Origin of the sequence: Draconibacterium halophilum (assembly GCF_010448835.1) — a bacterium.
Taxonomy (GTDB): Bacteria; Bacteroidota; Bacteroidia; order Bacteroidales; family Prolixibacteraceae; genus Draconibacterium; species Draconibacterium halophilum.
Genome location: NZ_CP048409.1, coordinates 2,571,076 through 2,592,985 on the forward strand (window position 1 = coordinate 2,571,076; position 21,910 = coordinate 2,592,985).

Annotated in this window: 16 protein-coding genes, 1 tRNA gene and 1 pseudogene; 12 read left to right on the forward strand and 6 right to left on the reverse strand. The window is 40.4% G+C overall.

The window, feature by feature from the left end; translation table 11 throughout:
• Window positions 1–133: 133 nt before the first annotated feature.
• The 12 genes and pseudogenes from G0Q07_RS21275 (at window position 134) to G0Q07_RS10345 (ending at window position 16,704) form a co-directional block, all read left to right on the forward strand.
• Window positions 134–1,251 (forward strand): annotated as a pseudogene (locus G0Q07_RS21275) (glucuronyl esterase domain-containing protein).
• A gap of 87 nt (window positions 1,252–1,338) precedes the next feature.
• Window positions 1,339–2,823: a nucleoside hydrolase-like domain-containing protein gene (locus G0Q07_RS10295; RefSeq protein WP_203532510.1), complete on the forward strand. Its 1,485-nt coding sequence runs from the start codon at window positions 1,339–1,341 to the stop codon at window positions 2,821–2,823.
• Between the two features lie 35 nt (window positions 2,824–2,858).
• Window positions 2,859–5,384: a glycosyl hydrolase 115 family protein gene (locus G0Q07_RS10300; RefSeq protein WP_203532511.1), complete on the forward strand. Its 2,526-nt coding sequence runs from the start codon at window positions 2,859–2,861 to the stop codon at window positions 5,382–5,384.
• 3 nt (window positions 5,385–5,387) lie between these two features.
• On the forward strand, window positions 5,388–7,313 hold the full coding sequence (locus G0Q07_RS10305; RefSeq protein WP_163346012.1) for a sialate O-acetylesterase: 1,926 nt from the start codon (window positions 5,388–5,390) through the stop codon (window positions 7,311–7,313).
• 21 nt (window positions 7,314–7,334) lie between these two features.
• Window positions 7,335–8,789, forward strand: coding sequence for an MFS transporter (locus G0Q07_RS10310; protein ID WP_163346013.1), 1,455 nt, complete (start codon window positions 7,335–7,337; stop codon window positions 8,787–8,789).
• 60 nt (window positions 8,790–8,849) lie between these two features.
• On the forward strand, window positions 8,850–10,001 hold the full coding sequence (locus G0Q07_RS10315; RefSeq protein WP_163346014.1) for an endo-1,4-beta-xylanase: 1,152 nt from the start codon (window positions 8,850–8,852) through the stop codon (window positions 9,999–10,001).
• Window positions 10,002–10,120: 119 nt separating this feature from the next.
• Entirely contained in the window at window positions 10,121–11,092 is a 972-nt protein-coding gene (locus G0Q07_RS10320) for a glycoside hydrolase family 43 protein (protein ID WP_163346015.1), read from the forward strand.
• An 18-nt stretch (window positions 11,093–11,110) separates the two neighbouring features.
• Complete coding sequence (locus G0Q07_RS10325; RefSeq protein ID WP_163346016.1) at window positions 11,111–11,917, forward strand: SDR family oxidoreductase; 807 nt, start codon at window positions 11,111–11,113, stop codon at window positions 11,915–11,917.
• Window positions 11,918–12,027: 110 nt separating this feature from the next.
• Window positions 12,028–13,242 (forward strand): mannonate dehydratase, encoded by a 1,215-nt coding sequence (gene uxuA / locus G0Q07_RS10330; protein ID WP_163346017.1) that lies wholly within the window; start codon window positions 12,028–12,030, stop codon window positions 13,240–13,242.
• 472 nt (window positions 13,243–13,714) lie between these two features.
• Window positions 13,715–14,833: an aldo/keto reductase gene (locus tag G0Q07_RS10335; protein WP_246222875.1), complete on the forward strand. Its 1,119-nt coding sequence runs from the start codon at window positions 13,715–13,717 to the stop codon at window positions 14,831–14,833.
• Window positions 14,834–14,844: 11 nt separating this feature from the next.
• Window positions 14,845–15,672 (forward strand): amidohydrolase family protein, encoded by an 828-nt coding sequence (locus tag G0Q07_RS10340; protein WP_163346018.1) that lies wholly within the window; start codon window positions 14,845–14,847, stop codon window positions 15,670–15,672.
• Between the two features lie 15 nt (window positions 15,673–15,687).
• Window positions 15,688–16,704: a zinc-binding alcohol dehydrogenase family protein gene (locus G0Q07_RS10345; protein ID WP_163346019.1), complete on the forward strand. Its 1,017-nt coding sequence runs from the start codon at window positions 15,688–15,690 to the stop codon at window positions 16,702–16,704.
• Between the two features lie 122 nt (window positions 16,705–16,826).
• Here G0Q07_RS10345 and G0Q07_RS10350 read toward each other — a convergent pair.
• From G0Q07_RS10350 to dnaA, 6 genes are all read right to left on the reverse strand, one after another.
• Window positions 16,827–16,910: transfer RNA gene (locus tag G0Q07_RS10350), tRNA-Leu, on the reverse strand.
• Window positions 16,911–17,036: 126 nt separating this feature from the next.
• The gene (gene pyrI, locus G0Q07_RS10355) at window positions 17,037–17,510 is read right to left on the reverse strand and encodes an aspartate carbamoyltransferase regulatory subunit (protein ID WP_246222876.1); all 474 of its coding nucleotides are present in this window, start codon (window positions 17,508–17,510) and stop codon (window positions 17,037–17,039) included.
• Window positions 17,511–17,517: 7 nt separating this feature from the next.
• The gene (gene pyrB, locus G0Q07_RS10360) at window positions 17,518–18,426 is read right to left on the reverse strand and encodes an aspartate carbamoyltransferase (RefSeq protein WP_163346020.1); all 909 of its coding nucleotides are present in this window, start codon (window positions 18,424–18,426) and stop codon (window positions 17,518–17,520) included.
• A gap of 315 nt (window positions 18,427–18,741) precedes the next feature.
• A complete protein-coding gene (locus G0Q07_RS10365) occupies window positions 18,742–19,344 on the reverse strand; it encodes an IMPACT family protein (protein ID WP_163346021.1) in 603 nt (200 codons plus the stop codon).
• Entirely contained in the window at window positions 19,344–20,201 is an 858-nt protein-coding gene (locus G0Q07_RS10370) for an EamA family transporter (protein WP_449503980.1), read from the reverse strand. The genes G0Q07_RS10365 and G0Q07_RS10370 overlap by 1 nt, the downstream gene beginning before the upstream one ends.
• A 37-nt stretch (window positions 20,202–20,238) precedes the next feature.
• Window positions 20,239–21,666, reverse strand: coding sequence for a chromosomal replication initiator protein DnaA (gene dnaA, locus G0Q07_RS10375; RefSeq protein WP_163346023.1), 1,428 nt, complete (start codon window positions 21,664–21,666; stop codon window positions 20,239–20,241).
• Window positions 21,667–21,910 lie beyond the last annotated feature (244 nt).

A 21,910-nucleotide genomic window follows, 5' to 3' on the forward strand; every position in this document is an offset into this window, starting at 1 on the left:
CGAATACTAAACATTAAACCAAAGTCAAATTATTATGAACAGTAAAATACGTTTGGTACTGCTGCTAATAGCTTCAGTTGTGCTTGGTTCATGTGAAGCTAAAATTCCTCCTCTTGTATACGATCAAGAGAATATGGGCCAAAATCTTTCACAGGGAGTATTACCTGAATTTGATCAACTTTCTGTAGTTGAAAATCTAACTGATCCATTTGCATGGTCTGACGGTAGTGGACGCTCAACAGATTTTAAAGATTGGAGTCGTCGCCGCAACGAAATAGGCGCCGAAATTCAGCACTACGAAATTGGGCCAAAACCAAGTCGCCCGGATAGCATTTCAGCAAGTTTTGTAAACGATACTTTAAGGGTAGCTATTACAGCCAATGGAAATACACTTACTTTAATATCGGCAGTTCTTTTACCCGAAGGAGACGGTCCGTTTCCTGCAGTAATTGGCGTAGGTCGAAGTTCAGGTAGTCTTCCTCCCGATATTTTTGCAAGTAAGAATATTGCACAAATTACTTTCAATTTTGGAGATGTTTTAGCGTGGAAGCAAGTTCGCGGAAACGAACCAATTAACAAATTGTATCCCGATCTTGAATATATGGGAGCCTATGCTGCCTGGTCGTGGGGGTGAGCCGTTTAATCGATGGTTTGGAGTTGGTTGCCGACGATCTTCCTGTTGATTTAAAGCACCTTGCCATAACCGGTTGCTCTTTTGCAGGTAAAATGGCCTTGTATGCCGGAGCTTTTGACGAACGAATTGCATTAACTATTGCACAGGAATCAGGTGGGGGTGGAGCCGCTGCATGGCGTGTGTCTGAAACTCTGGGAGAAGTTGAAACTTTGGCCAGAACCAGTCATGTGTGGTTTATGGAAAGTATGTTTCAGTTTTCAAATGATGTGGCTAAACTTCCGTTCGATCATCACGAATTAATGGCGATGATTGCTCCAAGAGCTTTATTGTGTCTTGGAAATCCGGATTACGAGTGGTTGGCCGACGAATCGGGGTATGTGTCGTGTCAAGCGGCCAAACACGTTTGGGAAGCATTTGGTATTGCTGATCGATTTGGTTTTTCAATTGTAGCCGGACATCCACACTGCCAGTTGCCCGATGTGCAAAGACCTGAAGTAGAAGCTTTCGTTAATAAATTTTTGTTGGGTGATACCGAGGCCAATACAAATGTGGCAGTACATCCATACGAAAATGTCGATTATGCCAAATGGACCGATTGGTGGGGACCGATAGAATAAGAGAATAAAAATGTGAAACCAGAACTTTGAATGCAGTATATCTGAACTTGAATTAGAAGTTGATCAAAGAGAAAAAATATAAAAATCATGAAAAGAAAGAGTTTTAATAAGGGGAGCAAAAAATATCAATATTTCTCTTTCATTAAAATCATTTTAATATCGATTACAAGCATTGGGATGTTGAGTGCCCGATCAACCGGTGCAGAGGAATATACAAAACATAGAGTAATTATTTTATCTGATATTGAAGCAGACCCGGATGATACACAGTCGTTTGTGCGTTTGTTTTTATACTCAAACGAGATTGACATAAAAGGAATTGTTGCTACGACATCCTGTTGGCTCAAAACACAGGTTAATCCTGGATCCATTGTGAAAGTTATAAAGGCTTACGGTAAAGTTCAGGCCAATCTTTCAGGGCATGCTTCTGGTTTCCCAAAAGAAGAGGACTTGCTAAAGTTGGTAAAAGAAGGACTTCCTGTTTATGGAATGAAAGGAGTAGGCGATGGCAAAGATTCTGAAGGATCGGATTGGATAATAAAGATATTAGAAGAAGAGGATGAGCGTCCTTTGTGGGTGTCGGTTTGGGGCGGTGTAAATACCCTGGCTCAGACATTGTACAAAATTGAACACAGCAAAACCAAAGCCGAAGCAAAACGATTAATCTCAAAACTTCGCGTTTACACCATATCCGATCAGGACGACAGCGGCATCTGGATTCGGAAAAACTATCCTGATTTGTTTTACATTGTTAGCCCGGGAGATAACTACGGAAGTGCCACATGGTCTGCTATAAACAGTGTTATACCAGACATTGATAATGAAAAAATAAGCAACAACTGGTTGGCTCGTAATATTCAGCAAGGACATGGACCACTGGGTGCAGCGTATCCTGATGTTGCCTATGGAATGGAAGGAGATACCCCTGCGTGGTTGTCTTTAATTCAAAACGGGCTGAATAAACCAGAATACCCGGATTGGGGTGGCTGGGGCGGTCGCTACGAAATGTATAAACCCGATTTTTCGAAAGCAAAAAAAGGAAGCTCAGGCGTTCCGTTTGAACCCGAAGTTAGAGCAATATGGACGAATGCTTTCGACAGTTATACGCCTTGCGTTCCAAACAATTTTGGAAGGACTATTAAGTTAGACACCACGACTTTTACCGGTGATAAAGTTTCGTTGTGGCGTTGGCGCGATGATTTTCAAAATGATTTTGCTGCCCGAATCGATTGGTGTACAAAAAGCTTTGATGAAGCCAACCATCCTCCGGTTCCTGTTTTGAATGGTGCAGAAGAGATCACGGTGAAGTCAGGACAAGGAATTGCTTTGAATGCTAGTGACTCGTACGATCCTGATGGTGATAATATAAGTTTCCAATGGTTTAGTTATCCCGAGGCCGGAACTTTAAAAGAACGATTGATTAAAGATGCTCAAAATATTCATAGTGTATGGATTGTTGCTCCTGATGTGAAGAAGAAGGAGACAGCGCATATTATTCTAAAGGTGACAGATAAAGGAGAGCCTGAACTGTCGCGATATAAACGAATTATAGTAAATATTTTACCAAAGTAGTTATGGGCATAACCATTAAAATTTTCCTGAAGAATGTGAAACGAATTACGGCATTAGTACTATTCCTTTTTACCATTGTCGTATTAACTTCCTTGTCGGCTATAGCACAGTACAGCAATAGCTGCGTTGTATTTGAAAAAGAAGCCGATAGTTTTACTCTTTTTGAAGATGGAAAAGTAGTACCGGTGGTGATTGATGAAGACGATTACGCTGGTGTTGCAATGGTTGGCGGTTGGTTTGTTGATGATATTGAGCGGGTGAGTAGTTACAAAACTTATATTCAAAATGAATTACCTACCTCAAAGGAAGTAATATTGGTTGGTACCATTGGTAAAAGCAAATGGATTGATCAATTGATTAGCGAAAGTAAAATAGACATAAGCGATATAAATGGCACATGGGAGAAAAGTCTCACACAAGTGGTGGAAAATCCTTTCCCCGGAGTGGCTAAAGCGCTTGTGTTGGCCGGAAGCGATAAACGGGGAACTATTTATGCCATGTTGAATTTATCACGTGCAATGGGTGTTTCACCATGGTATTGGTGGGCAGATGTTCCTGTTGAGAAAAAAGAAGCTATTTATGTAAAAGCCGGCCGTTTCGTAACCGATACTCCAAAAGTGAAATACCGCGGTATTTTTCTGAACGACGAAGAACCGGCTTTAGGCGGCTGGGTACGCGAAAAATTTGGGGATTTTAATGCACCGTTTTACAGTAATGTATTTGAATTGATATTGCGTTTACGTGGTAACTTTTTGTGGCCGGCCATGTGGGGAAAAGCTTTTTTCGACGATGATCCTGCAAATGGTCCTTTGGCTGATAAACTGGGAATTGTAATGAGTACCTCGCACCACGAACCACTGGGAAGGGCACAGGCCGAATGGCACAAATATGGTTCAGGCGCTTGGGATTATAACAAAAATAAAGATGTACTGAAGGATTTCTGGACAAAAGGAATGGAACGCAATAAGGACTGGGAAACGATTGTAACAGTTGGTATGCGTGGCGATGGCGACGAAGCCATGGAAGAAGGCACAAATATTTCGCTTCTTGAAAATATAGTGAAAGACCAGCGTAAAATTATTAGCGATGTAACTGGAAAAAAACCTGAAGAAACACCGCAGGTTTGGGCATTGTACAAAGAAGTGCAGGATTATTACGATAAAGGGATGCGGGTTCCAGATGATGTTACTCTTTTACTGTGCGACGACAACTGGGGCGATGTACGCAAATTGCCCGATGTAAATGCGCCGGTACACAAAGGTGGTTATGGCATGTATTATCATGTTGATTATGTGGGTGGACCACGAAGTTACAGGTGGATAAATGTTAGCCAGATACAACGGATTTGGGAACAAATGAACTTAACCTACAGTCATGGTGTTGACCGGATTTGGGTACTAAATGTGGGCGATTTAAAACCCATGGAATATCCCATTAGTTTTTTCCTGGATATGGCCTGGGATCCGGAGCAGTTCAATCCACAAAACCTGTATCAGCATACGCTTAATTGGTGCAGCGAACAATTTGGAGAAAAGTATGGTGCAGAGGCTGCACGAATCATCAATCTTTACACAAAATACAACCACAGGGTTACTCCTGAATTATTGGATGCCAATACTTTTAGTCTCGAAAATTACAACGAATTCGAGCGGGTTCGTAATGATTACCGCGACCTGACTTTGGATGCGCTTCGTTTGTACAATTTTATTCCGAATAAGTACAAAGATGCTTTCGATCAGTTGGTGTTGTTTCCAACAAATGCCACATCGAACTTGTACGAAATGTATTATGCTGTAGCTAAAAACCATCAATTGGCAAAGGAAAATAACACGGAAGCTAGCTATTGGGCCGATGTGGTAATAGAGTGTTTCGACCGCGATTCGCTTTTTACAGTGCATTACAATACACAAATTGCCGATGGGAAGTGGAACCACCAAATGGATCAGAAAAGAATTGGATATAGATCGTGGGCAGAACCACGCAGAAGAATAATGCCAAAAGTAATACGGGTTGAGGAGCCTGAAATTCCACGCGAGAAGATGGCTTTTCAAGAAGCCGATGGATATGTATCGATTGAGGCAGCTAACTACACGGTTGCTAATGGTAACGAACAGATTGTTTGGATGGAAATTCCTGATCTGGGAAAAACAGAATCTGGTATGACTACATTCCCGCAAAACGCTTATCCCTCCAATGAAGATCGTATTTACCTCGAATATGCCGTTAACCTCAGTTCAACTGGGCAGTTTGAGGTGAGTGTATTGGTTTCGCCAACTTTGAATTTTAACGCCAATAAAGGGCTTCGTTATGCTATTTCGTTTAATGGCGAAGAAGAGCAGATTGTTAATTTCAATGGGGCATACAGAGGCGAGCTGGGAAGGTGGCAAGCCGAACGGATAATTCAGACCTCAACAAAACACCACATAAATAAAACCGGCGTGCATCATTTACGAATTCGTGTGTTGGAACCGGGGATTGTTTTACAGAAAATTATAATTGATACAGGAGGTTTGAAGCCAAGCTATTTAGGAGCACCTGAAAGTAAACAAGTAAAACTTTAGCAAATGAACAGAAATAGAATACAGTACAGTTTATTAGCGTTGTTACTTCTTTTCGTGTTTTGCGGAAAACTAACCGCTGCTGTAAAATTACCACGTTTGGTAAGTAATGGAATGGTGCTTCAGCGCAACGAGCCGGTTAATATCTGGGGCTGGGCCGATGCCGGAGAAAAGATTGAAATTGAGTTTTTAGGAGAAATATTTAAAACCAAGGCAGACAGGAACGGAAACTGGCAGCTTGAGCTTGAGGCAATGGCTGCCGGTGGTCCGTATTACATGGCTATAAACGATATTGAACTGACTGATATTTTGGTTGGCGACGTTTGGCTGGCTTCAGGGCAGTCGAATATGGAATTGCAGCTCCGTCGTGTAATGGATTTATATGCCGATGAAATTCTGAAAATAAATACCGATGAGATTCGTCTTTTCCGTTCATCAACACGAGAAAATGCAGAGACCGAAAAAGCCGATTATCCCGATGGAAAATGGCTGTCGTCAACTCCTGAAAACATCATGGAATTTTCGGCAATGGCCTGGTTCTTTGCCAATAAAATTAAGAAAGAACACAATGTTCCTGTAGGAATAATAAGCACTGCTATTGGCGGCTCGCCTGCAGAAGCCTGGTTGAGTAAGAACAAGGTTACTACTTTCCTGGATGAATGGCTGCAAAGAGGCGAACAAATCGATTCGATGCGCGCTGCCCATATTGAAAAAAATGGAGAAATTGAACCTTACAACTGGGGAGCAGAAGTAAATAAAAACGATCCCGGGGCAGGGAAGTGGTCGAAAGATGATGTTGATGTTTCCGTTTGGCCGCAGATTTCGCTGCCGGGTTACTGGACCGATAAAGGCGTGAACTTCTGGAATGGCTCCATTTGGTTCTACAAAGAATTTGAGATCGACGAATCGTTGGCCGGAGAAGAAGCCATTTTACGTTTGGGGCGCATTATTAACAGCGATTCAGCTTTTGTAAACGGAACTTTTGTTGGCAATATTACTTACCAATATCCACCGCGTATTTATACCATTCCTGAAGGCGTTTTAAAAGCGGGCACAAACAAGGTGATGGTGCGTGTATTTAACCAGGGCGGACGAGGTGGTTTTGTGGAAGAAAAACCTTATGAAGTGCGTGTTGGTAACAAAGTGATCGATATTACCGGCGACTGGCAATACCATATTGGAGCTGAGTTAAACCCTCCAAGAACAAATTTTGGTGGTCTTGGATTTCGTCCGGGAGGTTTGTATAACTCATTGATTAATCCGATGAAAAAGTACACGGTTAAAGGGGTGATTTGGTATCAGGGAGAAACCAACGCCGGACGCGGCTTTCAGTACCGTCAATTGTTTAAAGACCTGATTGTGGACTGGCGAGATCAGCTGGAGAAACCAGCTTTGCCTTTCCTGTTTGTGCAGTTGGCAAATCTTGGCCTTCCGAACAAACAACCCGTTGAAAATGGCTGGGCCGAAACACGCGATGCTCAGCGCCGGGCACTTGAATTACCAAATACCGGAATGGCAGTGGCTTTTGACATTGGCGAATGGAACGATATTCATCCATTAAATAAAAAAGAAGTGGCTCGCCGCCTTTTTTTGGAAGCCGAAAGAGTGGCCTACGGAAACAAAGATATTGTTAGTGCGGGGCCTTTATACAAATCGATGAAAATAGAAGACGGCAGCATTCTGCTCACTTTCACTTCTGTTGGATCGGGCTTGTATACCAACAGTTTGCTTGAAGGATTTCAGATAGCTGGAGAAGATGGCGAATTTGTTTGGGCAAAAGCGGTGGTGATGAGCAAAAATACCGTTAAAGTTTGGAGTAGAAAGGTAAAAGAACCAGTGGCTGTTCGTTATGCCTGGGATGGAAATCCGGCCGGCTCGAACCTGAAAAATAAGGAAGGCCTGCCTGCATCGCCATTTACAACCGAAGACTAAATAAAAAATAATAAAAATCAAATGAAAACTAACTCACAGAAAGTTTCTGTACTGGAAAAAATAGGATACAGCCTTGGCGACCTGGCTGCCAACCTGGTGTTTCAAACCCTGGTTACTTTCCTGGCGTTTTTCTATACTGATATTTATGGATTACAGAACGAACACGCATCAGTAATTATGTTGACCGTAGGCCTGGTAGCAGCTTTTGCTTTTAATCCGATTATTGGCGCTTTGGCCGATCGCACACATTCACGCTGGGGAAAATTTCGCCCCTGGATTTTGTTTACAGCCATTCCTTTAGGAGTAATTGCCTTGCTGGCTTTTACAACGCCCAATTTTACGTACAAAGGAAAACTGATTTACGCAGCCGGAACTTACACCTTGTTGTTGCTGGCTTATGCGGCAAGTAATTTACCATATTCGGCATTAAGTGGCGTACTTACCGGCGATATGTCGGAGCGAAACAGTTTGTCGTCGTACCGTTTTGCGGCCGTAATGTTTGCCCAATTTTTTGTACAGGTATTTATGTTGCCCATTATTTTGCATGTGGGCGATGGCGATAAAGCGGCCGGAATAGAATCGGTAATGACCTGGATGGCCATAATTGGCACCGGACTTTTATTGATTACTTTCCTAACAACAAAAGAGCGTGTAGTTCCCCGTCCTGAACAAACATCAAGCTTAAAAGAAGACCTGGGTGATTTATTCAAAAACCGTCCATGGATCATCATGTTAACGCTAACTATTCTGGTTTTTGTTACACTGGCCATGAAAGGCGGTTCGTATGTTTATTATTTCAACAATTACGTTGATGAAGCAGCTTTGCAAAGTTTTCTTCAACCCATTCTTGATTCCTTTACCAGTGTTGGAATTAACTTTTTTGATTCGGATATAGCTTCGGCAGGCTTTGGATTATTTAATGCCGGAGGAATAATATGCTCGATGATTGGTATTGCTGTTTCCAGTAAACTGGCCAACAAATTCGGAAAGCGCGATGTATTTGGAACAACCTTGTTCATTGCCACCTTATTTATTGTGTCATTCCTGTTTTATAATCCTGAAGACGTGCGATTAATGTTTTTAGCGCAGGCACTTCATATGTTTTTCTATGGAGTTACAACCCCAATTCTATGGGCAATGATTGCCGATGTTGCCGACTATTCGGAGTGGGTAAACAACCGCCGCGCCACGGCAATAATTTTCTCGGCAATGATGGTAGGATTAAAAGCCGGTCTGGCAATTGGAGGTGCAATTGTTACCTGGATTCTGGGTATCTACGGCTATGTATCGAAAGATGCAGTAGCAGCCGGGCAGGAACTTGTTCAGCCCGAAACCGTGGCACAGGGAGCAAAAATGCTGGTTAGTATTTATCCTTCGATTCCTTTTTTAATCGGAGTAGCGCTACTTTTCTTTTACGAAATAAATAAAAAGAAAGAAGTACAGATTCAGGAAGATTTAATACAGCGAAGATTATAATAATCTGCAATGATGATTTTTTGATCGAATAAAATATTTTAAACCATAAATACCATAAAAATGAAAAAGATTAATGGATTTGTTTTATTTGTTCTACTCGCAGGCATTTTTGCGGCGTGTAATACTGAAACAACAACAGAGTCGAAAAAAACAGCAACATTAAAAGAAGCCTTTGCTGATAAATTTTATATTGGCACAGCTTTAAATGAATGGCAGATTACCGGAAGAGATACTGCCGCAGTTAAGGTGATAAAAAACCAGTTTAGTGCTATTGTTGCCGAAAACTGTATGAAAAGCGGGCCGATTCATCCAAAAGAAGACGAATACAATTTTGAACTTCCCGATCAGTTTGTTGAATTTGGAGTTGAAAACAATAAGTTTATAACCGGCCATTGCCTGATCTGGCATTCGCAGGCTCCACGATGGTTTTTTAGCGATGATGAAGGAAATGATGTTTCGCGCGAAGTGATGATTCAACGCATGAAAGACCACATTTATACAGTAGTTGGTCGTTACAAAGGTAAAATTAAAGGATGGGATGTTGTGAATGAGGCCATTATGGAAGATGGCAGCATGCGAAACAGTAAGTTCCTCCAAATTGTTGGTAACGACTTTATAAAGCTGGCTTTTCAATTTGCGCATGAAGCCGATCCTGATGCAGAATTGTATTACAACGATTATAACGAATGGTATCCGGGAAAACGCGATGCAATTGTTCAGATGGTGCGTGACTTAAAAGCTGACGGTATTCGTATCGACGGAATTGGTATGCAGGGACACATTGGAATGGATAGCCCTTCGCTCGAAGATTATGAAGCAGCAATTGAAGCATATGCTAATGAAGGAATGAAAGTAATGGTTACCGAGTTGGATATGTCGATTTTACCAAATAGGCGTCGCGATGTTGGTGCTGATATTGGTACCCGACTTGAGTACCAAAAAGAGTTGAATCCTTATACCGACGGTGTTCCTGAAGAGAAAATGACGGAGTGGGACAACAGGATGCTCGATTTCTTCCGTCTGTTCCTAAAGCATTCTGATTCTGTTACACGTGTAACACTTTGGGGCGTTTCTGATGGAACATCGTGGAAAAATGGCTTCCCAATTCCGGGGCGCACCGATTATCCGCTCTTGTTCGATCGTAATTATCAACCTAAAAGCATTGTCCCAAAGTTAATAGAAGAAGCTAGTAAAGCAGAAAATATTAATTAGTTATTTATTGATGTTAGTTAGTTAGTTAGTTAGTTAGTTAGTATTCCGGGGGTTGTGCAGTAGGACAGCTCCCGGATATTTTTAATCTAAATCATTTTGAAAGCAAAAATAATAGTAAGATGAAGAAAGCTCGATACCTGGTTGAAGACCTTTATACTGCCGATCCGGCAGCACATGTTTTTAATGGGAAAATTTATATCTACCCCTCGCACGATGTGGAATCGGGAATTCCTGAAAACGACCTGGGCGATCATTTTGATATGCGCGACTACCATGTTTTTTCGATGGACGATATCGACGGAGAAGTTACTGATCATGGAGTAGCGCTCGCTGTAAAAGACATTCCGTGGTCGGGCCGCCAGTTGTGGGATAGCGACTGTGCTTTTAAAAACGGAAAATACTACCTCTATTTTCCGCTGAAAGATAAAACGGATATTTTCCGCATTGGTGTCGCCATCAGCGATAAACCTGAAGGACCATTTGTACCTCAGGAAGCACCAATGAAAGGCAGTTACTCTATCGATCCTTGTGTTTTTGAGGATGAAGATGGAAATCATTACATGTATTTTGGTGGTTTATGGGGCGGCCAGTTGCAACGTTACCGCGATAACAAAGCCATTGAATGTGGCCAGGAACCTGCCGACGATGAACAGGCACTGCCGGCGCGTGTTGCCAAATTAAGCGACGATATGCTGGAGTTTGGCGAAGAACCAAAAGCATTGGTTATTTTGGATGAAAACGGCGAGGCGGTTAAAGCCGGCGACCACGGCCGACGTTTTTTCGAAGCCTCGTGGATGCATAAATACAACGGCAAATATTACTTTTCGTATTCAACCGGAAACACGCACAAATTGTGCTATGCTGTTGGCGACAATCCTTATGGCCCGTTTACCTACCAAGGTGTAATTTTAACGCCGGTTGTGGGCTGGACAACACACCATTCGATTGTTGAATTTAAAGGAAAATGGTACCTGTTTCATCACGACTGTGTTCCTTCAAAAGGAAAAACCTGGCTACGTAGCATGAAAGTTGTTGAACTGGAATACGATGCTAATGGAAAAATAATTACCATCGAAGGAACAGCAGAATAAATTTAATTAGAAAAGAAAATGTTTAGTTTAAAAGACAAGGTTGCTATTGTAACTGGCGGAGGGGGAGTTTTGGGGGGAAGTATTGCCCGCAGTTTAATTGAAGCAGGTGTAAAAGTGGCCATTCTTGATATTCGCGAAGATAATGTAAATAGCAGGGTTGAGGAACTTCAACAGGTTGGAGGCGAGGCTGTTGGTTTTGTATCTAGTGTGCTCGACATTGATGACCTAAAGAAAACAAGGGAGTTACTTCTTGCGAAATGGGGAAAGATTGATATTCTGATTAATGCAGCTGGAGGAAATATGCCCGGAGCTACCTTAACCGAACAACAAACGGTGTTCGATATGAAAATTGATGACTTTCAGAAAGTAACCGACCTGAACCTAAATGGGACTGTTTTTCCAAGTCTTGTTTTTGGTGAAGCCATGTCGAATGTGGGAGAAGGAAGCATCATCACCATTTCATCAATGGCTACCTATTCGGCTATTTCGCGTGTTCTGGGTTATTCGGTGTCAAAAACCGGCATCAATATTTTTACACAGTGGATGGCCATGGAAATGGCCACAAAATTCAGTGAAAAAATACGGGTAAATTCTATTGCTCCGGGCTTTTTTATTGGCGACCAGAACCGAAATGTTTTGATCAATCCTGACGGATCGTACACCGAGCGAAGTAAAAAAGTAATTGCACGCACACCGATGGGACGCTTTGGCGATATAAAAGAATTGAACGGTGCGGTGCAGTTTTTATGCTCCGAGGCCGCATCATTTATTACCGGTGTAATTCTACCCGTAGATGGCGGTTTTAGTTCGTTTAGCGGCGTGTAAAAATGAACCTGACAATACTTAAATTTGTATTAGAAATAGAGAAAAAAAGCGGTGTGCCTGATTTTGGCATTACTACTTTTTTTATACAAAAGTTGGTAAACGAATAGAAAATGGCTTTAGAAAAAACGTGGCGTTGGTTTGGCGAGAAAGACCTGGTAACGCTTGATGGTTTGCAACAAATAGGAGTGGAAGGAGTGGTTACAGCCCTACACCACATTCCAAATGGTGAGGTGTGGCCGGTTGACGAGATAATGAAGGTAAAAACAGCCATCGAAAAACGAGGTATGCGTTGGAGCGTAGTGGAAAGCCTTCCGGTTTCAGAGGGGATAAAAATCTGTTCGACCGACCGCGAACGTTTAATTACCAATTACCAACAATCGGTGCGAAACCTTGGCGAATGTGGCATCGACACCATTTGCTACAATTTTATGCCTGTTTTAGACTGGGCACGAACCGATCTGCATTTCAAGCTAAAGAATGGCGGGGAATCGATGTATTTTGATTTTCCAACTTTTGTGGCTTTCGATGTTTTTATCTTAAAACGCCCGGGCGCAAAAAGTGATTATCCGGCAGAGATCGTTAAAAAAGCCCAGGAGGTTTTTGAAAAGATGACGGAACAGGAAGCCGATGAACTGGCCTACAATATTATTGTCGTTACGCAAGGTTTTATTGATGGTGTGATTGATGGCTCAGTGTCAGATCCAAAAGACCTTTTTCTAGAGTTTATCCACCGTTACAAAAACATCGGGAAAGATCAACTACGCAACAATTTAAAAGCTTTTCTTGATGATGTTATTCCGGTTGCTGAAGAAGCCGGTGTAAAATTGGCTATTCATCCCGATGATCCGCCATTTCCGGTTTTGGGATTACCACGAATTATTGGTCAGCTAGAAGATTATGAGTGGCTTTTTCAGGCAAATACTTCGCCAAATAACGGCGTAACATTTTGTGCAGGTTCGTTATCAGCAAGAAAAGAAAACAATTTGCTTGAGGTGATTGAAAAAACCCGCGATCGCATTCATTTTGTGCACTTACGAAATACCCTTTTACTTGAGGATGGTAGTTTTTACGAATCGGGGCATTTGTCCGGAACCCAAAATATGCCCAAAATTATGCTTGCTTTACTTCAGGAACAGAAACGCAGGATAAAAATGGGAAGAGCGGATGTGAAAATGCCAGTTCGTCCTGATCATGGTATTAAAATTATAGATGATTATAAAGCCTCCTATAACCCCGGATATCCTTTAATCGGACGGCTGAAAGGACTTGCTGAATTGGATGGATTAATGAGTGGAATTGATTTTATGCTTACTTCGAATGAATAAAACTGTGGTGTTACTGCTGAAAAGTATGATACGGGAATGAATAGTAGTTGTGCCATCTTTAATTTGATGCTTGCGAGTTTCTAAATGAATTCTAAAGGTGTTCATTTTCTTAAAAAGTTTTGCTGTTGTTTAGTTCGGGCTCACATTAACAACGAAATGGAATGGTATACTTTGACATCATTAAAAATGAAAATTCTGCAATCATTTTATTTAAAGGATTTATTTAATTTCTATTTTTATCTTAGTTGGTGATACTAAGGGAAATGCATGGTCTGAAATAGCACTGATTATAAAAGACGTTGGAATTCGTCAAATAGAAATATACCTATACGGTAAATGATTATTTACGATATTACATACCAATCATTACTGTAATCACAATAAGGCGATGACTCAGTTAGTGAGGAAACATTTGTATTCTGTTTTCAGATAAAAGGTGACAAAGCTCCTGCAAATGAAAAAATGACAGTAGATGGAGCGGAATTATGATCTGGATCATAGTATCGAATATAATAGCATTGATGATTCAATTAAAGAAGACACACAAATGAGTAGGATGCGATCATTGGGAAATACAGGATTATTCTGTCCACAAATAATTTACGGAACCAGTTATCTGGGAAATCTTTACCGTGAACTCTCGGAAGTTGAAAAGCTAAGCCTCATGCAGGAATGGTTTAATGTAGCTGATGGGAAAGTAATGATAGACAGTGCCGGGAAATACGGTGCCGGCCTTGCATTGGAAGTTATTGGACAAGGGCTGGAAAAACTTTGTATTGATCCCTCTCAGGTTACAATAAGCAATAAGTTGGGTTGGTATCGTGTGCCGCTATCAAGTCCTGAGCCAACATTTGAGCCGGGAGCCTGGGCAAACCTAAAATACGATGCTGTCCAAAAGATCAGTTATAATGGAATTTTGGAATGCTGGCAACAGGGTTGTGAATTGTTGGGTGGAAAATATAAGCCCGAAATCGTTTCTGTTCACGACCCCGATGAATATTTAATGGCTGCAACCGACGATAAAGACCGGCAAAAACGTATGGACGAAATTTTAGGTGCTTATAAAGCTTTATTCAAACTAAAGGAGAAAGGCGAAGTAAAAGCGGTTGGTATTGGCTCAAAAGACTGGTTGATTATAAAAGAATTGTACGAAAAGATGAAATTCGATTGGGTGATGTTTGCTAATAAATTTACCGTTTATCATCATCCAAAGGCCATTGTTGATTTTATTGTTCAACTTGAAAAGGATGGAGTTGGTATTATCAACTCGGCGATATTTAACGCAGGGTTTTTAACCGGCGGCAAATATTTTGATTATAGGGTTGTCGACTCGGAAAATCCAGCAGATCGACATTTGTTTGCCTGGCGCGAAAAGTTTTTTGCAGTCTGTAAGAAACACAATGTTTCTCCAGGTGATGCCTGTTTAAAGTTTGCGCTCTCGGCACCACAGATTACTGCGATTGCGATAAATCCCAGCAAACCTCACCGTATGGCACATAATAAAACGGTTTTGAATCAGGAATTTCCAGAAGCATTTTGGGCTAATCTAAAAAGTGAAAAGATTATTGAAGTTGAATATCCTTATTTATAAAATCGAAGATAATGATTATTGATACACATCATCATTTGTGGAATTACAATCCGGTTGAATTTAATTGGATTGATGATGAAATGGCAACCATCAGAAAGTCTTTTTTACCTTTCGATTTGCAATCTATCCTAACAAAAACTGAAGTAGAAGGCCTAATTACAGTTCAAGCACGTCAATCGCTTGAGGAAACCGATTGGCTTCTAAACTTGGCTTCTGAAAATGACTTTATGAAAGGTGTGGTGGGCTGGTTGCCTCTGGCAGACAAAAACATTAAACAGATTTTAGAAGAATATAAAAGCAATCAGTGGTTGAAAGGTGTTCGGCACGTGGTTCAGGGAGAACTTGATCCCGAATTCATTTTAAGGAAAGATTTTAATTGTGGAATTTCACTATTAAAAGACTACAATCTGGTTTATGATATTCTTGTTTTTGAACACCAACTGCCCAATACGATACATTTTGTTGATCAGCATCCCGAACAGCAGTTTGTCGTAGATCATATTGCGAAGCCCAAAATTAAAATAAACGAATTGGAACCCTGGGCAAAAAACATAAAAGAGTTGGCAAAACGCGAAAACGTTTCGTGTAAAATAAGCGGAATGGTTACCGAGGCTGACTACAAACTATGGACAGAAGAACAACTCACCCCGTATTTAGAAACAGTTTTTGAGGTTTTTGGCCCGTCTCGGCTGATGTTTGGTTCCGACTGGCCAGTATGCCTGGTAGCCACAAGCTATTCCAACTGGATTTTTTTGGTTAAAAAATCTATTTCAAAGTTTACGATAGACGAACAGGATTTAATCCTGTATGAAAATGCACAAAGGATATACAATATTTAATTTTTGTACAAATAAATGAAAGCAATTGAAATAACTAATCCCGGCGAGGTAAAAATAGTAGAACGGGAAATGCCGCAAATTGGAAAAGGAGATGTTCTTCTTAAAATAAAATATGTAGGGTTTTGTGGCTCCGATTTAAGTACTTACCTCGGGAAAAATCCAATGGTACGCTACCCTCGTATTCCGGGGCATGAAATATCGGCAGTTATCGAAAAAACCGGAGAGAATGTTCCTGAAGGATTTCAGAAAGGACAAGCTGTTACAGTTGTTCCTTATACCAATTGTGGACAATGCTCGTCGTGTAAACAAAAGCGTTTTAATGCCTGCCGTTTTAATGAGACTCTGGGGGTTCAGCGCGAAGGGGCAATGGCACAATACATTGCTGTTCCATGGCAAAAAGTGTTAAAACATGAAGCTTTGTCGGAAGTGCAACTTGCTTTGGTAGAGCCGCTAACTGTTGGTTTTCACGCCATCGACAACGGAAAAGTTACAGATATTGATATAGTCGTGATATTTGGTTGTGGAATGATTGGAAGCGGGGCAATTGTGCGTGCAAAACTGCGTGGCGCGACGGTTATTGCGGTAGATATCGATAATGTGAAACTCAAAATTGCTCAACAGTTGGGTGCCGATTTCACAATTAATTCGAGAGATCAGGATTTACACGAAGAACTTCATGAAATTACAAATGGAGATGGTCCAAATGTAGCAATTGAAGCTGCAGGAAATCCGCTTACATACCGTGCCGCCATTGACGAAGTTGCATATGCAGGTCGGGTAGTTTGTATTGGTTATGCCGGTACGGAGGTATCATTCACAACTAAGCTTTGGGTGCAGAAAGAATTGGAAATAATGGGATCGCGCAATGCAAATCCGTCAGACTTTGAAGCAGTGATAAAGTATCTGAAAAGCAGCCACATTGATGAGAAGATATTGATCTCAAAAACGGTAAGTCCGGAGGACGCGCCAATGGCAATGAAAGAATGGTCTGAAGACCCAGGGAAAATTATGAAAATACTGGTTCAGTTCTAAATTAAATCAGTAAAACTTCCCAATTAGGCCATGTATATGGCCTTTTTTGGTATTTCACTAAAAAGAAAAGCACTTAAATCATTGATTTTAAGTGCTTTTGAAATTCTTTGATTTTCTCAAAGTGCCCAGTAAAGGACTCGAACCTTCACGCCCTTGCGAGCACTAGTCCCTGAAACTAGCGTGTCTACCAATTCCACCAACTGGGCAATTTTGGTATTAACTTCCAAAACTTTCGGTGTTTATTTCCGCTCCGATTTTGGACGTGCAAATATATAAAAAATCCGCCTTCTTGTTTCTTTAAAAAGGCGGATTTAATAGAAAACAATTAATTCTTACAACATTTTTATTTCGTCTTCGGCAGTTATTTTTTCGCAGTATCTGCATTTTAAGGCAACCGGACTAGTGTTAATTACACTAAAACAGGAGGTTATCTTTTCGTGGTTAGTAATACACTTTGGATTAAAGCATTTTACAATCCCTGTAATCTTTTGTGGAATCTCAACAATTTTCTTTTCGGCCACCTCGTAATCTCTTATGATATTGAGTTTGGCGTGTGGTGCAATCAACGCAATTTTGTTGATTTCATCATTTTCAAAAAATTTATCAGAAACTTTGATAATTGCTTTTGCTCCCAGCTTTCCACTTTCGAGGTTAGTTCCAAAAGTGATTTGGTTTTCAATCGTATCAAGACCCAATATTGTTATTACCTCAAATAAACTTTTTGCAGGGATATGGTCGATCACTGTTCCGTCTTTAATGGCGCTGACTTTTAATTTCAGCTTCTTTTTCATATCATTTTTTTCCATGGCGGTATTATTTAAGGTTCATTACATGTGAAATAATCGCTTCGCGGGTGAAAACACCATTCAGTGCCTGTTCAAAATAATAAGCTTTTTCGCTGCTGTCAACATCGGTGGCAATTTCGTTAACGCGTGGAAGCGGATGTAATACCCGAACATTTGGTTTGGTATTTTCCAGCATTGCTTTATTTAGAATATACACATCTTTAACTTTTTCGTATTCGATAGGATCAGAGAAACGTTCTTTTTGAACGCGGGTCATGTAAATAATATCTGCTTCTGAAATAATATCGGTAAACTCTTCGTGCTCAAAATAACGAATGCCTCTTTCTTCAAGGTGGTGTTTAAAACCGCGTGGCATTTGCAGACTTTCGGGGGCAATGAAGTTGAAAATCGGATTCTCGAAAACTGACATGGCTTGCAGTAGCGAGTGTACAGTTCTTCCAAATTTAAGATCGCCAACCATAAACAGGTTCAGATCATCAAGTGTTCCCTGAGTTTTTAAAATGGAATACATATCGAGAAGCGTTTGTGTTGGGTGCTGATTGGCACCGTCTCCGGCATTTATAATGGGAACACTGGACACTTCTGCAGCATAGCGTGCTGCACCTTCCAGCGGATGGCGCATTACAATAATGTCGGCATAGTTGCTTACCATTCTTATGGTGTCGTGCAGCGTTTCTCCTTTTGTAGCACTCGAGCTGTCGGGATCAGCAAAACCAACAATTCGTCCTCCCAATCGATTAATGGCCGTTTCGAAACTTAAGCGTGTGCGTGTTGATGGCTCAAAAAAAAGGGAAGCAACAACTTTCCCTTTCAAAAGCTCCTGGTTTGGATTCTTCTCAAAATCCGCAGCCAGTTCCATAATTCTCAGATATTCTTCTTTCGAGAAATCTGTGATTGAAATTAAATCCTTCTTCATTGCCTTAAATATTGAATTTGATAATGTAGTTGACGTAAAAAAAGAAGACCAACATTTTTGAAAATAAAATGTTGGTCTTCTTTAATTTGAAAAAAAGTAGAACCTTTTTTGTAGAAAAAAACGATTGCCTTTAAAAATCGTCTAATGCTGCGATGGGAAAAAGAAATATTCTCAAAGCGTTTTTTAGTGCCTCGCTCAAGAAAATCAGAGTGGAATATCACGCGTAGCATCATGCTTCAAAAATACAGTGTTAGCTAACGTTTGTCAAAAATAGTTTGGCGTACTTATCAGCATTTTATTAACACAAAAGAAATTCTAACTGAATCGCTTTATTTCTATCCCGTATATTTCTTTAAACGATCCGAAAGCGCTCTCATCCTCCGATTTTCGGGCTTTAAATATCAATCGGCAGCTTTCCTGGAAATCGGTCGTTACAATATCGTAGTTGTCCTGTTTCAGCTTGTTCATTACTGTATTCAGCATATCGTACTCAAATTTCAGTTCATACTGAATTTCAATGAGTTTTGATAAAATATTAGCATTGTTCAGTGCTTCAACAGTAGCCGACCGGTAAGCATTGATAAGGCCACTAACACCGAGCAGTGTGCCTCCGAAATAACGAACTACCACCACCAGAATATTTGTTACATCGTAACTTTGTAATTGCCCTAAAATGGGTTTTCCTGCTGTAGATGATGGTTCGCCGTCGTCGTTGGCCCGTGTGCGTATTTCTTCAGTTCCCAATCGCCATGCATAACAATGATGACGCGCGCTGTGGTGTTCTTTTTTTAATGCGTTAACCAGCTCTTTCACTTCGTCTTCATTTTTTAAAGGATAGGCATACGAGTAAAATTTGCTGCCTTTGTCTTTAAAGTAGCCGGTACTCGGTGTTTCTATGGTTTTATATTGATCGTCCATTATAACAAGAAATATAAACTGATGAGTGCTAAAATAACTCCGGCAAAGTTAACCTTATTCAGTCGTTCTTTAAAAAGTAAATTACCCAAAATGGCTGTAAGTGCTACAATGGCCATATTATTCAGTGCAAAAACAAGCGAGCTTTCCAGTCCCGAATTATATAATGCTTTTATAATAAAATACAGCGAACCAAAATTAACTACTCCTAAAAGTGTCCCGAAAACCAGTGTTGCCGGATTTAATCGTTGCCGGTATGTTTTTGTGAGAATTGAAATGACAATTCCGCATAAAAAGGCAACAGTAAAAACCAAAATGGTATACAATGAAGTTTCATTGTCTGCAATTTTTACCGCCTGAACATACTTTACCAATGAGTCAATTACTCCGCTACCTAAAAACAGAAACAGGGGCAAAGCAATATAAATGAGGTTTGTTCTGGTGATCTCTTTTTTGTAAACGGTTAGTCCAACTGCAATTATAGCCGTAACAATTCCAATTGCTTTTATGGTTGAAATCTGTTCGTTAAAATAGATAAGAGAAAAAGCTACCGGAAAGACAAGTGATAACTTATTGGCGAGTGTTGTTACTGTTATTCCTGCCTTTTGCGAGGAGTGACCAATAAGGTAAAACATGGCAATGAATAGAATCCCGAGCAATACAGCAAAAGGTGTCCAGTGGGGAAGAGCTACCGGATTTTTACCATTTGCAAATGGTTGAAATAAAAGAATGCCCAACAAGCTGGCTGCTAAATAATTTATAGTAATTAATGATTGAAGTTTACAGTTGTAATTTTTTGCAACCCTAAAAATCACATAAATCATTGAAGATGAAAGGATGCACAGAATTAGATATATCATATGGGCAAAAAAAAGCAGGCTAAAAAGCCTGCCAATATTACATTTTTAATTTCTTTTCTATATCCTCAACGAACTGTCGGAAGTTTTTATCGGTATCTTTCAGGTTATTCACTGTTTTACAAGCGTGAAGAACAGTAGCGTGATCTTTACTGCCAATTTGTGCCCCAATACTTGCTAACGAGTATTTTGTTAAACTTTTAGAGAAATACATGGCGATTTGCCGTGCCTGAACGATTTCGCGTTTCCTTGTTTTGGTTTGCAGCGCATCAACCGGCATGCTGAAATAATCGCAAACTACTTTCGATATGTATTCAATGGAAAGTTCGCGTTTTGAATTTTTCACCAGTTTGTTAATCAACTTGGCAGCTAACTCAAGTGTAATTTCGCGCTTGTTCAACATCGATTGTGCAAGCAATGAAACCAGTGCACCTTCCAACTCACGAACATTATTTGATACATGCGAGGCGATGTATTCCATCACTTCTTCCGAAAGCGTAATGCCGTCTTTGTATATTTTTCGGCGCAAAATTTCCATGCGCGTTTCAAAGTCGGGCGTTTGCAAATCAGCCGTCAGTCCCCATTTAAAACGCGATAATAATCGCTGTTCCATTCCTTTAAGCTCGATAGGGGGTTTGTCTGACGTTAAAATCAGCTGTTTTCCCATTTGGTGCAAGTGATTGAAAATGTGGAAGAATGTTTCTTGTGTTTTTTCTTTTCCTGCAAATTCGTGCACATCGTCAAGAATCAACACATCAATCATTTGATAGAAATGTAAAAAGTCGTTCCGGTTATTATTACGGGTTGCTTCGGTAAATTGCGTCTGAAATTTATTTGCGTTTACATATAAAACCACTTTGTCGGGGAAGTTTTCTTTTACTTGTATGCCAATGGCCTGCGACAAGTGCGTCTTTCCCAAACCTGAGTTTCCATAAATCATTAAAGGATTAAAAGCTGTTCCTCCCGGATTTTGCGCCACGGCATAACCAGCACTGCGGGCCAAACGGTTACAATCGCCTTCAACAAAATTTTCGAAGGTATTGTCCGGTTTCAATTGCGGGTCGATCTGTAGTTTCTGGATTCCCGGAATAATGAAAGGATTTTTTATTGTTGCTTTTTCCTCTGCTTTTAATGGCACAGTAAGTGGTTTATTTTGAATTTTGTTATTATTATTCGTAGGGTAACTAACAGTATACGGTTCATTGCTGTTTTTATTGCTTAAAACAACATTATATTCAAGTTTGGCTCCGTTACCTAAAACCATTCGAAGAGTCTTGCGGAGAATGTCTATAAACTGTTCTTCAAGGTACTCATAAAAGAACGCGCTTGGAACCTGAATTGTTAATACTTTGTTTTCTAATTTAATCGGTTCGATTGGTTCGAACCAGGTTTTAAAGCTGCTGTTAGGTACGTTATCTTTTATAACGTTTAGGCACTTCTCCCATGCATCTCTGTATTCAATGTTCATTTACAATTGCTGGATAATGAGGTTCTACAAAAAATTTCCCTAGTGGTATTCCGAGTACAAAAGTTGTGAAAAAAAAGTTAAAAAAAAAATCATAAATCTATTGCAATTAGAACATCGCTCATATAGGGTTCTATGTCAGGCGATTAAAATTTCAAATTTTTGAAATATTTATAACTGTCTGTAAATCAGCGCATTTCCATTAAGTGATTGAACTGTAACGATATAGCCGGTAGGGTCTGGTGGG